This is a genomic window from Methanobacterium sp. BRmetb2 (assembly GCA_003491285.1).
In the GTDB taxonomy this organism is placed as follows: Archaea; Methanobacteriota; Methanobacteria; order Methanobacteriales; family Methanobacteriaceae; genus UBA117.
This window is the reverse complement of record CP022705.1, coordinates 1,643,908-1,657,554: the sequence shown is the minus strand read 5'-3', so window position 1 is coordinate 1,657,554 and position 13,647 is coordinate 1,643,908. Positions and strand designations below refer to the sequence as shown.

Below are 13,647 nucleotides of genomic sequence, written 5' to 3'. Positions count from 1 at the left end.
TAATTATTTCAAAATGATAGTTTTCTTATTTGATAGAATGTTTGGAGAAGAAGAATTGAATCAAAAAATTGATTGTAATATATGCAAAGCCAAAAATTGCGTAGAAATTATCACCAGAACAGAGATAATACCGTATTTCGGAGAGATAATGGAAACTGTGATGATATGTGAAAAATGTGGTTTTAAACACACAGACATTATCGGTTTAGAACAAAAAGAACCATCTAAATATTCTTTAATTGTTAATAAATCAAATTTAAATGCCCGAGTAGTTAAATCACAATCTGCTACCATTATAATGCCAGAATTAGGTTTAAAAGTAGAACCTGGAGCTAAATCACAAGGATACATTTCAAATATAGAAGGAGTATTAAACAGATTCTCTGATGCTATTAAAACTGCTCTAAAATGGGTTGAAGATTCTGAATCAGAAAAAAACGGGATTAAAATACTTGAAAAGATTGAAAAAATTAAATTTGGCGATGAATCAGCTACTATTATTATTAAAGATCCTTTTGGTCAGAGCATGATTATTCATGACGATGCACTTAAAAAAGAATTAAGTAAAAAAGAGTTAAAAGATTTAAAAACAGGATTTATAACAATTGAAAAGTGAATTTCTATTTGTAACTTGACATAAATCAGAATTCATCTTCTACATCAATATCCTTCAATCTAAGAGTTCTTTTAACATCTAAACTTAAAGCATCGCAATCAGCTTTTATCGCATCTAAATGTTTTAATATTCTCTCTTTTTCCTCATTTATTCTGACAATATTTTTATAAGGATATATTGATTCTTTTAACATTTCATATTCAATAGTAGTGTAAGGATACTCATTGAGTTGCTCGCATACTCTTTCTAGAACTTCCCCTAAAAATATATTCATCTCAACTTTCACTCTTTCCCTAATCATCTTATCGCTGTCAAGATTTTTTTTCATTAACCTTACAACTTCTGCTTTTGCAAATGGTAGATCCTCTTGTGATTCTTCAGACGATTCATCTTCTAAATCCTCTTGTAACTCAGACGATTCATCTTCTAAATCCTCTTGTAACTCAGACGATTCATCTTCTAAATCCTCTTGTGACTCTTTTAATAACTCTTCTGATGATTCATCTTGTAATTCTTCTTGTGATTCCTTTTCTGGTAATTCATTGTTCATATAATTCCTCCAAATGAAAATTAGTAGAAAGTTAAATATTATATTTGACTTTTGGGTGGAAATAGTATATAAATTTATTCTAAATTAGCATCATCAATCAAATTTAGAACTATCAAAACCATTACAAAACTATTAGAATTAAATAATTTCAAGACTCATATCCAAAGTTGATGCAGAATGGGTAATAAAACCCAAAGAAATAATATCAACTCCAGTTTGTGCATAATCCATAATTGTGTGAGGAGTTATTCCACCAGAAGCTTCAAGTAGAACATTATGGCGAATGTTCTCATTTTTAAGTGTTGATACCACATTTTTTATCTCTTCAGGAATCATGTTATCTAACATTACAATGTCTGCACCAGATTTAACTGCTTTTAATGCATCCATTTCATTTTCAACTTCTACTTCTACCTTTTTAGTGAAACTCACATATTCTCTAGCTTTTTTAACAGCATCACTAACATCTCCTACAACCATCAAATGATTGTCCTTAATCATTACACAATCATCTAATCTATACCTGTGGGTATCTCCACCTCCTGCTAATATAGCTCTTTTTTCATAAAATTGTAATCCAGGAGTTGTTTTTCGTGTTCCTGCTATTATAATATCCTTATTAACCTGTCTAACTTTTTTTAATAATTGGGCAGTTAAAGTAGCAATACCACTCATCCGCATAATAAGATTCAAAACAGTTCTTTCGATTGTTAGAATGGAACGTGCATTGCCCTCAAACTCCATAACGGTTTCATTGGCTTTAATTGGATTTCCGTCAAATTTTGTTTTGGTAATTTTTATCTGAAATTCATTGAAAATTGTTTTTGCTATATCCATTCCTGCTACTACACCATTTTGGCGAGATATTATTCTAGCTTTAAGAGTTAATTTTGGGGGAACCAGTGCATTGGTAGTTATATCCTCAAAACCGATATCTTCATATATCATTTGCATTAGGGCATCTTTCATGTCCATCAACCAATTAGATTATATGAAAAAGAAGATATAAAATCTTTATGTGTTTATAGGCAAATATTCAATTAAATATTATAAATTTTAGAAAATTTGCTTCAAATTTTAAATATTTAGTAGAGTTAATATTAATTATACTCATATTGGTGAAAAAATGGAATTAATATTTTTAGGCACTTCTTCAGCTTTACCAACAAAATTTCGCAATCATTCATCCATAGCACTTAAAGCCTATGGTGAAATATTTCTCTTTGACTGTGGAGAAGGTACTCAACGTCAAATGTCTAAAATGAAGTTAAGCCCTATGAAAATAAATAAAATTTTCATAACCCATTTTCATGGTGATCACTTCTTAGGTATACCTGGCATCATCCAGACCATGGGCTTTAGAGGTAGGAAAAGCCCATTACATATATTTGGACCTTCAGGAATTGTTGAAATAGTTGAGCACATTGTAAAATTAGGCTATTTTTCCCTAACCTTTGACATACATGTTCATGAAATTAAAAATGGAACTATTTTTGAAGAGGAAGATTATAAGATCAAATGTGCCCAAATGAATCATACTGTGCCAAATTTTGCTTATTCCATAATAGAAAAGAGGAGACCTAAATTTTTACGGGACAAAGCTTTATCGTATGGAATAAAACCCGGCCCAGATTATGGAAAACTTCAAAAGGGCGTAGCTGTAAAAGTAGGAGATAGATTTATAAAACCAGAACAAGTATTAGGACCTGCGAGAAAAGGTATAAAAATCGTTTATTCTGGAGACACCAGACCTTGCCGGGAAATGGTTGAATTTGCAGATAAAGCAGATGTTTTGATTCATGAGTCAACATTTGAAAGTAAACATAATGATAAAGCTCAGGAGAATGGACATTCAACTGTGATACAAGCTGCAGAAATAGCCAAAAAGGCTAAGGTTAATAAACTTATTTTAACACATATTAGTACTAGATACAAAAAGGTAGACTTATTAGAAAAGGAAGCTACCAATATTTTTAAAAATTCGATGATTGCTGAAGATTTTATGATCTATGAGGTAAAACGACATGGCAATTAATCCATTACTACGAGACCTAATTGTAGTTTCAATCACCCTTATCGCAGCTTTTATAGTTATAAAATCAACTAACTATATTTTGAAAAGAACTGCACAAAAGTGGGAAGTTGATCCAACACTAATTCAAATGTTACAGGAAATTATAAAATATTCTGTAATTATTATTGCATTAACTGTGATTTTGAAAGAAATAGGTTGGGATATTACTGCTATTGCTGTGAGTTTAGGAATAGTGGGTGTTGCTGTAGGATTTGCATCCAGAGACATTATATCCAACTTTATAAGTGGAATGCTTATACTCGCAGATAAAAGCTTTAAGGTGGGAGATGTTATTGAAATTTCCGGAGAAAAAGGTAAAGTAACTAAAATGGGTTTCAGACGCACTACCATAATAACTCCAGATAATAAAATCATTATAATACCGAATTCTCTATTTTCCAAGAATACCTACTCTAATCACACTTACCTTGAATTGAAACGGGTCGACCTGGATATTATAATTCCCTATGAAATAGAACTGGAAGACGTGATAGATTCATTGCAAAAAATAGCTTTAAAATGTGAGTGGAGTATTAAAGAACCTAAACCCACAGTTTTAATAAAAGAATTATCAGATGTAGGCATTAAAGCTACTTTAACCACATGGGCAGAGGATCCCTGGAAAGTAGCTGATTATCGATCTTCTTTGGCAAAAACCGTGAAAAAGATTTTGGTGCAAAAATAATGCTTAAATACAAAATTGTTGCAGTATTTTTAATATTAATATCCATAGTATTTGCTTTTAATATTGCTTTGATTGCTTTTGAAGGATTTGAAAACTTAAATAAAGCTAAGAATAAAGTTGAAGCCTATAAAAGTACTCCGGTAGATCTTTTAGACCCTAATATGAATTCAGATTTTTCTTCCTCATCCTCTAGTTATAAATTACAGTTAATTATTCCTAAAATAAACGTTAAATGTAAAATACGTTCAGATACTGTAAATGCCTATGATTCAGTTTATCACTATACTGAAAGTGTTTTACCCGGCCAAGATGGTGAATGTGGATTGCTTGGCCATAGAACAACTTATTCCGGACCTTTTCGCCAATTAGGAAGCCTGCGATCAGGGGATAAGGTAATTATTATTGACCCTATTCTGTCAGAAAAATACACCTACCAAGTTGTGTCTAATGGAAAAGATATAAGATGGGATTATAAAGAGAATCCTATTCAATTTGAACAAAGAGGAGAACCAAGATTATTGTTAGTTACTTGTTACCCTCCAGGTAGAAAGCAAGCTGCATGGATAACCCATTGTAAGCTTGTGTCCACTACTCCTTTAAATTAATTTAATTTTTCTGAATTATCCATTAAATCAGTACAAAATCTAAGTAATAATCAGGGATAAATAGAACGAACAATTTTTATAGGTGTAGTAACATCACATATTACTTAATAGTAACTTACTTTTTATGCAAAAATAAAATGAATCTCTATAGGTTTAATGAATGAAAACAAGTAATTGTTTAAAAAAATTATTTGTTTAATCAAAACATTAGAGGTTAAGTTGGTGCAAAAACGGATTGGGGATAAAAATGACGAAAATAAAAGTGGATGAAGATGCATGTGTTGGATGTGGATCTTGTGTAGAGGACTGTCCCAACGATGTCTATGAATTAGATCAAGAACACGGTAAAACCGTTGTGATCAATGAAGACGATTGCATGGCTTGTTTATCATGCCATGAGATATGTCCTTCCCAAGCATTAGAACATGACAATATACACGTGGCAAAACGGCTCTATATAGACAGGAAAGTAACTACTGCTTTGAAAAAAATAATTTAAGGGGCTCTAAATATGGAAATGGAAGAAATAAAAGGTGATTTTAAACCTGAATTAATTCCTGTTGAAACTGGCGGAGACATAGAAGATTATGAAGAAGCTCTGCACGTACTCATGAAATTTGTGGGTTCAATGACCAGTGCACTTGAACAAGTATCAGGTCGTGGAGCAAATGCTATTGTATACCAGGCCGGTAAAAGGATGGGACACGAAGCTGGTAAATTAGCTGAAAAAACAGACAATTTAGAAAAAGCGTTGGATGAACTTCGTGAAATTTTAGGAATTGATTTCTACTTTGAAATGTGGAAACCCTCTGATCAAGAGGGATACACCATTGAAAAAGGCGATGAAACAGTTGTAAAACTTTTATTCATGGATTGCGTAGTAAGGCAAACCCTTAGAAGAACAGGACAACCCCAAAAAGGGCCATTCTGTTACCTGTTATATGGATACATGGTGGGGGCTGTGGAAGAGGTTATGGATATTAAAGGAAAATTGGATATTGATCATGTAGGTCCAAATGCCTGCCTTAAAACATTAACTATTAAATGGGGGGGTAAATGATGGTTAAAATAGCATTAGAAGCCCTTGCTAGTTGTTCTGGCTGTGAAATATCAATTCTTGATCTTCATGAGGATATTTTAAAATTACTAGACAAAGCAGACATAGTATATGCTCCAATACTCATGGACGCCAAAGAAATTCCTGACGATGTTGATATTGTCATAGTATCAGGATCAGTGCGTAATGAAGAAAACCGAGAAAGGCTGGAAGAATTAAGAGAAAAATCAAAGACACTTATAGCTTATGGAACCTGTGCATGTTACGGTGGAATAACTGGGATGGCAGATTTGTACCGTCCCGAAGAAGTAGCATCAAGGATTTACACTGATAATCCCAGTACAGAAGCAAGTGAACTTCCTTCAGAAGTGGTTCCAAAATTGTTACCAATTGTTCACCCTGCAGGTGACTTTACTGAAGTAGACTATTACATACCTGGATGTCCCCCCAAAGAAAAATTAACAGGGGATATATTAATACCTCTAGTTAATGGAGAAACTCCAAATGTACCTAAAAAGAGTGTATGTGCCGATTGCCAGAGATGGATGGACCATGTGGAATTTGATAAAATACAACGCAGAATAGAAGGAGAACCAGATCCTCAACAATGCTTCCTAAGTCAAGGTTATATATGCTTAGGATCAGTGACACTGGGACGGTGCGGTGCCTTATGTACAGAAGCCGGAGTTCCCTGCCACGGATGCGGAGGACCATCACTGGATGTTTTAAGAGAACCCAGCCACGATGTGTATAATGGAATAATAAAAAGAATTGCTCACCTTTCTAAGATGCCAGAAAAGGATGTTGAAAAGCAGATCTATGATATAGGTCATGTGATATATGGATTTGTAATTGGAAGTACAATTATGGAGGAAAAACAGGTTTCCTTGATCCCTCAACTGGTCAAGAAATAAATAAAGGTGATATTTATGAAAAATATTGAAATAAGCCCGGTTACCAGAATTGAAGGACACGCTAAAATAACGGTACAATTGGATGATTCTGGAAATGTTTCAGACGCTCACTTTCACGTTATGGAAATAAGAGGATTTGAAAAATTTTTAGAAGGAGCTGCAGTAGAAGAAGCACCCCGAATAACTCCCAGAATATGTGGAATATGTCAAACTGCTCATCACTTAGCAGCTGCAAAGGCAACAGACCAAATTTTCGGACTTCAACCCCCAGAAACAGCTCAAAAATTAAGAGAATTAATGTTGTTGGGTCAGTACATCCATTCCCACTCACTTCATTTCTACTTCTTAGGAGCTCCAGACCTAGTAATGGGGCCAGAATCAGACCCTGCATTAAGAAATGTTGTAGGTATCCTTAAAAAGGATCCTGCCCTTGCAAAAATGGCAATAGATACCCGAAAAATTGGACAAAACATAACTAATGTAGTTGGTGGTAAGCCAATCAGCCCCGTTACAGCCATACCCGGCGGACAATCTAAAGGAATCAATGACGAAGAAAGAAATGATCTATTGAACCAAGCAAAAGAAGCGGTTGAATTAGTGGAAAAAGGTGTTGAAGTAACTAAACCATTATTTGAACAGTATAGTGAAGCTATAGAACTTTTAGGTCCATTAGAATCCAATTTTGGAGCTTTAAGTAATAATGGTAATATAGAATTCTACGACGCACCAGTTAAAGTCATAGACAAAGATGGTAATTCTGTCCATGAATTCCAATCAATTGATTACCTTGATTACATCGAAGAAAAAGTTCAACCATGGTCCTACCTTAAATTCCCCTATCTCAAACAAAAAGGATTCCCTGAAGGAAATTACAGAGTAGGACCCCTAGCAAGACTCAACATAGCCCAAAACATTCCAACAGAAAAAGCTTCAGAACTTTTCGCAGAATTCAAAGAAAAATACGGAATTGCCCAAAATCCACTTTTATATCACTATGCTCGTCTTATTGAATTAATGTACGCTTCAGAAAGAGCTGTACAACTACTAGAAGATGATTCGATAACAGGAACTGATTTAAGACAACCTTTGACAGAAAAACTTATGACCAAAGCCGAAGCAAAAGAATCCGGTGGAACTAAAAGGGGAGTCGGAATGATTGAAGCTACAAGAGGAACTTTAATTCATGATTATGAAACAGATGCCGCAGGTTATATTACCCGCGCCAATCTCATTGTATCAACCGGTCAAAACAACTTATCCATGGACATCGGCGTAAGAGAAACTGCTAAAGCTATGATTAAAGGTGAAGACGTATCAGAAGGTCTAAAAAATCAATTAGAAATGATAGTTAGGGCTTATGATCCGTGTCTATCCTGTGCAACCCACATGATTAATGGAGAATCCCCATTAATCCTTGACATACACGACAGCAATGGTGTACTCATCAAAAAACATGTATTATAACTAAATCCAATCTAATAGGGATTTAGTTTAATTTTTTTATTTTATTTTAAAAAATTCTATTTCTGTATTAACATCAAATTTAATTAAACTTTTCAAATAAATTTTGAAAGATTTATTTAGAAGATAAATAAAATGTTAATAATACACATATATTATCAGTAATAATAATATCTTCTCACTTAATAAAGTGATTTTATGAACGTTTTAGATGTTAAAAAAGAATTAGAAGAAGTTCTAACTGATTTAGAACGAATTGATGGTGTTGATGGTAGCTTAATTGCTGATAATTCTAGTAGAATAATCTGTCATCGAATGCATCGCTATACGGATGTTGATTTATTTGGATCTATGTCCAACGTCATAGTAAACTCATCAGAAAGATTATTGAACTCTTCAGAGCAAGGAAAAATCGAAAGAGTTCTAATTGAATCTGCCAATGGAAAGGCGCTTTTTTTAGATTTAGACAAAGTAAATTTTATAATACTAATGGAATTATCTGCTAATGTTGGATGGGTAATGGTATCTGCAAAAAGGGCAGCTGAAAAAATATTAAAAATTTCTAAGGATTTAGTTATATCCACAGAGGCAGATTATAAAAAAGAACCAATACCTACAGAAACTACAACACCATCTGAAACAACAGAAAAAATTGCATCTGAAAAAATTATCAATCGCCAACCAATAAGTAAATCAGAACCAGAATCAAGCCCAGCCCTAGCTAAAACTCCAATAAGAGCTAGTGAAACTTTAATAAGTGAAAAAAAAGGATTATCTATTGAAGATGAAGTTCCAAGTGTTGAATCAGGAGAAGATGCAAAAAAAGAAATTGTCGAAAAGTTAACTGAAGATTTTACTCTTTCCACCGAACCAGTTAAAAGTACTGTTGAAGAAATAAAAGAGGTATCTGAAAAACTGGAAGAAGAAAAACTTCCTGAAAAAGAGACATTACCCTCAATTAAACCACCAATTTCATTTCCCCAACTCCCCGATCATGTAAAAGTTCCTGAAGATGCTGAAAAGAGGTCTGAATTAATTTTAGATATTTATGAAGCAATATTTTTGGCAATGTCCATGGGAGCTAGTAAAATAATGGGAGTAGCACCAGCCAGAGGACTAACCAAAAAATTTCTGCCTTTAAAATCTTGTAAAAAGCTTTTATTTGGTGTTGATGTGAAAACAAACTCAGTTATAAATTTTGATACCATCCGAGATAACGCCCATAAAATAACACTCGAAGCAAGAGAAGAAATATTAGTCAATGATTTCAGTAAAATAATTGATATAATCACCGAGAATTATGGTAAAGTGATGGGTTACGAAGCATTCAGAGGAATGGTAAGGCCAGAATTCAATGTCATTAAAAAATCATATGGAAATGCAATGGATGAATTAGATATTAAAAAGAAAATACATCCAGAACTAATAAATCTACTAAATTGAGACATTTAAAAATTAGAATCTAATTTTTTTTATATTTTCATTTTAAACTCTCTAAAAAATAATCATAGTAATATAAAAAATATTTATAAATCATAAATACAATTTATAGTAATTAAAAATAGTTTCACGTTCTTAAAATAGGTATAAAATTTTTATATAATATTTCATAAATCCTGATAATCTCATTATACAGGATCAATACATTCTAAAATTTTACAGGCACGATTATAATGTTAAATGAGCTTCAAAAAAAAATAATAAATGTTAAAAAAGAAAAAAATGCAATTATTTTAGCCCATAATTATCAAAAAGGGGAAATACAGGAAATAGCAGATTTTATTGGAGATTCATTGGAATTATGCATAAAAGCATCTCAAATTAAAGAATCAGATTTGATTATATTTTGCGGTGTAGATTTCATGGCTGAAACTGCAGCTATTTTGAATCCAGAAAAAAAGATCGTAATTCCAGACCCAGAAGCAGAATGTCCCATGGCACACATGCTCCCTGCAAGTGAAGTTAGAAAAGCAAAAAAACAATACCCCGACGCGGCAGTGGTTTTGTATGTTAATACATTAGCAGAGGCAAAAGCAGAGGCAGACATTTTATGCACATCCTCCAACGCAGTACAGGTTGTTGAAAGTCTTCCTCAGAAAAAGATTCTTTTTGGCCCTGACAACAATTTAGCTTGGTACGTGGCCCAGAACACAGATAAAAAAATTATCCCCATCCCTGATGAAGGATATTGTTACGTTCATAAAATGTTCAATGTGGCCGATTTAATGTTTTTGAAGGAAAAATATCCTAACGCAGAAATATTAGTACATCCAGAATGTGATCCAGAAGTTCAGGAATATGCTGATTATATATTAAGCACCGGCGGTATGATAAACCATGTGGCAGACTCATCTAAAGATACTTTTATAATTGGCACAGAAATCGATTTAATAACTAGACTTAGACGAGAAAATCCAGATAAAACCATTTTACCCGCATTTGAAGATGCTATATGTGAAAACATGAAACTTCACACCCTTGAAAACGTGCTAAAATCAATAAAAACTGAAAAATATGTGGTTAAAGTCCCAGAAAATATTGCAAAAAGAGCTTTGAAGGCCATAGAAAGGATGATCTCCGTATCTTCCTAATTAATTTTCTAAAATAAATTTATTTTAAAAAATATACTTAAAAAAAATCACAAAATAAAAGTGGTTCAAGTATCACACCGGAGTTATGGTACCTAGTAGATCCGCTTTAACACTTTTATTATATTCTAAGTAGTTAATTAGGGAATCTATAGCATTTGTATCTGTTGTTTCCCGTTTAGCGCCGTATTTTTCAGGTACACCCTGGCTTGTCACAAAGACTGCCTTATATTTTTCTTTTGCTTCCAGACGCTTGCCCTGGATAAATATCTCTTGTATCCGGATTCCATTTTGATTTTCAATTTTAAAGTATAAATTCAATCCCACACATCTTTTCACATAACCTCCCATCTGCTTGTAGGGATCAGATGAAAAGGTTCTCTCTAAATTTTCTTCCATCATCTGCCAGATTTCCCGACCCTCTAACTCTACAGTGGAAACTGGAGGGTTAACTGGTATTATATTCCAGAGATCATTTATAGTAATCTTACCAGGAGGTACTGGTGCCCCATAACGCCAGCCATTAGAAAAAGCCAATTGAGCATCTTCTTGATTTAACAAGCTGTTTAAAAGAAAATTATCCATTGTAGATTCTAACACAGTATTTCTATTAAGTCCTGTTTCAGTATATCCTACAACTTGACTTAAATAATCCTTGTAGGGCTTCATATTCCTTTCTACCATTTTTTCTATTCTTTGATCAGCTTCAATATCTTTTTCAACTGTTATGAGTTCATGATGGAAGTTTTTAATCTTACCTCCTTGTATATTCAAATCTAACCTCCCTACAAAGGATCCGTGACATCCTGACTGGATAATTACAGTTTTATTAACCATGATTGGTTTATACAAACGGTTGTGAGTATGTGCACTTAGTAGAACATCGATTCCTTCGGTTTCCATTGCCAATTTAACTTCCTGTGGAAAACCAAGATGGGATATGACAATTATCATGTCAACTTTCTCTTCATTTCTCAATTTTTCAACATAATAACTTAATTCTTCATTTCCCAGAGTGAAATAAATGCCTTCACTAAAATGAGTCGGCATGACTTTATCAACAATAGTAGCAGCAATACCTATAATTCCCAATCTTAAATTGTTTTTTTCCATAGTATGATACGGTTTAAAAATTAATTGATCATTTTTTTCATTATAACAGTTGACAGCCAGCATGGGGTAATCTAATTTTCTAGTTATATTCATGAATTGTTTTGGTCCATAAGCAAATTCCCAGTGGGCAGTCATTGCATCAAAATTCATTTCATTGAGGATAGGGATTAGTGCTTCACCTTTAGATTTAACTGCAGCATAGGTTCCATGTATAGTGTCACCACAATCAAATACTAATACCTGGTCTGGTTGGTCCTGACGAACCTGATTAAAAATCGAGTTTATCCTTGCAAAACCTCCAACTTCTCTATAAACCGGTTTAGAACCTTTCCAAAATAATTCGTTATGCAGATCGAAATACGCATGGCTGTCATTCATCTGAAAAATTGTTAAATTCGAATTAAAAGACATAAAAATCCCCCGTCTTATATAAATGGATATTGTATGATATGTAGTGGAAAATTAATAAAATTTTTGATCATATCTAAAAAATTTGGTATTATTCGCTTTAGAAGACAAGATCTAAAAGAACAGATTTTTTTTCTTTGAAAAATATTTAGAGATAAATTTAAGATTATGTAATTTATAATCATACTAGTAAATTTAGGAAAAACTAATCAATTATTATTCATACACTTAGGGGAATTGGAATGTTTTTTACAGTAGAAGGGCATGAAGTGAGAGCAGAAGTTGAAAAAGAGGAAATATTCAAATCTAAACATTCAGAATTGAGTTTAAAAAAGTTAAAGATTCATTTTCAAGTGTATAATCCCATAAAAATTCCTAAAATTATCCATTCAGTAGAAGATAAAAAAAGATGGAAAGTACTCAGTTCATCCTATTATTATACTGAAGGAAATCCTGTGGTGCGTTATATCTTCGAAATTGAAGAAATAGAAGTACTTAACATAAAAAAACTTGTGGTAAATGACATTAAATTTAATCCTTATTTATATGAAGAAGTGATTGATGAATCTAGAGGGGACAAACTAGCAATAAAAGCTAATAGCATTATTAAAGAAAAAGATTTGCAGGAAATTAAAGAATGGATGAACCAGGATAGTTATCTTTCTGTGGTCAGGTCAGGTATATCCAGAAAAATGAAAAAAATGAGATTAGAAAAAGTATTATGGTCAAAAACCGATGAAAATAATATAAAATGTCATTTAACCCTTATTGAAAAATTTGATGGTGATTTTAAATATCCTGACAATTTTTCTGCTGAATTTAAAAATATAAAAAAAATGCTTTCGAAATCCATTAACACCCAAGAGATGCTTATTGAGTTACTTGATCGTAAACAAATAATTTCAAATGCAGAACTAAAAGAAATTAAAAAAGATCACGATGAGCATTTAAATTTAATAAATCTTTATGAAGTTGATGATTTAGATGAATATTTGGATAAATACCAGGTTTAAACCTTTTTCATTCTTAAAAAACTGAGATTAATTAGTAAATTACAAATTTTATATTCTAATTTAAATTTTAATATAATAAAGAACATAAAAGTCATTTAATAAGTATTTGCTAAACTATTGAAGAACTGAAAAGGTTTTTTAAATGGAAAAACTATTAAAATATTTTGAAAATGATAATTTTGCATGTAAGAATCACATTAAACTAATTGAAGCAAATAAAGGTAAAGCAAAAGCAGAAATGGTGATAAAACAGGGCCATCTTAACAGTCTGGGAACCGTCCACGGAGGAGCTATTTTTACCCTGGCAGATTTTACATTTGCTGCTGCTGCAAATTCACATGGAAATGTAAGTGTGGCCATAAATGCCCATATATCTTTTATGAAAGCTGCATACAAAGGAACTTTATTAGCAGAAGCTGAAGAAATTTCTATAAACCCAAAAATTGCCACATATACTGTGAAGATCAAAGATCAAAGAGGGGATATTATTGCTATTTTCCAGGGAATGGCCTACCGTAAAAAAGATAAATTGAACTTAACGAAAGAATAATTTGGGGTACTAA

Annotated in this window: 15 protein-coding genes; 12 read left to right on the top strand and 3 right to left on the bottom strand. The window is 32.5% G+C overall.

The features are described from left to right. Window positions 1-37 precede the first annotated feature (37 nt). Complete coding sequence (locus tag CIT01_08220) at window positions 38-616, top strand: hypothetical protein (protein ID AXV38769.1); 579 nt, start codon at window positions 38-40, stop codon at window positions 614-616. Between the two features lie 25 nt (window positions 617-641). Here the strand turns inward: CIT01_08220 and CIT01_08215 are convergent, their stop codons facing one another. Next, a complete protein-coding gene (locus CIT01_08215) occupies window positions 642-1,166 on the bottom strand; it encodes a hypothetical protein (protein ID AXV38181.1) in 525 nt (174 codons plus the stop codon). A 138-nt stretch (window positions 1,167-1,304) separates the two neighbouring features. Next, window positions 1,305-2,135: a nicotinate-nucleotide diphosphorylase (carboxylating) gene (gene nadC / locus CIT01_08210; protein ID AXV38180.1), complete on the bottom strand. Its 831-nt coding sequence runs from the start codon at window positions 2,133-2,135 to the stop codon at window positions 1,305-1,307. 157 nt (window positions 2,136-2,292) lie between these two features. On the opposite strand from nadC, the gene rnz reads away from it, so the two are divergent. From rnz to CIT01_08165, 9 genes are all read left to right on the top strand, one after another. Then, window positions 2,293-3,201: a ribonuclease Z gene (gene rnz, locus CIT01_08205; GenBank protein AXV38179.1), complete on the top strand. Its 909-nt coding sequence runs from the start codon at window positions 2,293-2,295 to the stop codon at window positions 3,199-3,201. Then, the gene (locus tag CIT01_08200; GenBank protein AXV38178.1) at window positions 3,191-3,925 is read left to right on the top strand and encodes a mechanosensitive ion channel protein MscS; all 735 of its coding nucleotides are present in this window, start codon (window positions 3,191-3,193) and stop codon (window positions 3,923-3,925) included. The genes rnz and CIT01_08200 overlap by 11 nt, the downstream gene beginning before the upstream one ends. Beyond that, window positions 3,925-4,530 (top strand): sortase, encoded by a 606-nt coding sequence (locus tag CIT01_08195; GenBank protein ID AXV38177.1) that lies wholly within the window; start codon window positions 3,925-3,927, stop codon window positions 4,528-4,530. Before CIT01_08200 ends, CIT01_08195 begins: the two co-directional genes overlap by 1 nt. A gap of 247 nt (window positions 4,531-4,777) precedes the next feature. Beyond that, the gene (locus tag CIT01_08190) at window positions 4,778-5,029 is read left to right on the top strand and encodes a ferredoxin (GenBank protein AXV38176.1); all 252 of its coding nucleotides are present in this window, start codon (window positions 4,778-4,780) and stop codon (window positions 5,027-5,029) included. Between the two features lie 12 nt (window positions 5,030-5,041). Continuing rightward, window positions 5,042-5,590: a hydrocarbon binding protein (contains V4R domain) gene (locus CIT01_08185; protein AXV38175.1), complete on the top strand. Its 549-nt coding sequence runs from the start codon at window positions 5,042-5,044 to the stop codon at window positions 5,588-5,590. Further along, window positions 5,590-6,501, top strand: coding sequence for a F420-nonreducing hydrogenase (locus CIT01_08180; protein AXV38768.1), 912 nt, complete (start codon window positions 5,590-5,592; stop codon window positions 6,499-6,501). Before CIT01_08185 ends, CIT01_08180 begins: the two co-directional genes overlap by 1 nt. 15 nt (window positions 6,502-6,516) lie before the next feature. Then, window positions 6,517-7,965 (top strand): Ni/Fe hydrogenase subunit alpha, encoded by a 1,449-nt coding sequence (locus tag CIT01_08175; protein AXV38174.1) that lies wholly within the window; start codon window positions 6,517-6,519, stop codon window positions 7,963-7,965. A 195-nt stretch (window positions 7,966-8,160) separates the two neighbouring features. Further along, the gene (locus CIT01_08170) at window positions 8,161-9,405 is read left to right on the top strand and encodes a hypothetical protein (GenBank protein ID AXV38173.1); all 1,245 of its coding nucleotides are present in this window, start codon (window positions 8,161-8,163) and stop codon (window positions 9,403-9,405) included. A 230-nt stretch (window positions 9,406-9,635) separates the two neighbouring features. Next, window positions 9,636-10,553, top strand: coding sequence for a quinolinate synthase (locus CIT01_08165; protein AXV38172.1), 918 nt, complete (start codon window positions 9,636-9,638; stop codon window positions 10,551-10,553). Between the two features lie 72 nt (window positions 10,554-10,625). Here the strand turns inward: CIT01_08165 and CIT01_08160 are convergent, their stop codons facing one another. Then, the gene (locus tag CIT01_08160) at window positions 10,626-12,041 is read right to left on the bottom strand and encodes a bifunctional metallophosphatase/5'-nucleotidase (GenBank protein ID AXV38767.1); all 1,416 of its coding nucleotides are present in this window, start codon (window positions 12,039-12,041) and stop codon (window positions 10,626-10,628) included. A gap of 272 nt (window positions 12,042-12,313) precedes the next feature. Here CIT01_08160 and CIT01_08155 point away from each other — a divergent pair, with 272 nt between their 5' ends. Further along, window positions 12,314-13,084, top strand: a complete 771-nt coding sequence (locus CIT01_08155) for a hypothetical protein (protein AXV38171.1) — start codon at window positions 12,314-12,316, stop codon at window positions 13,082-13,084. A 142-nt stretch (window positions 13,085-13,226) separates the two neighbouring features. After that, window positions 13,227-13,634, top strand: coding sequence for a phenylacetic acid degradation protein (locus CIT01_08150; GenBank protein AXV38170.1), 408 nt, complete (start codon window positions 13,227-13,229; stop codon window positions 13,632-13,634). Window positions 13,635-13,647 lie beyond the last annotated feature (13 nt).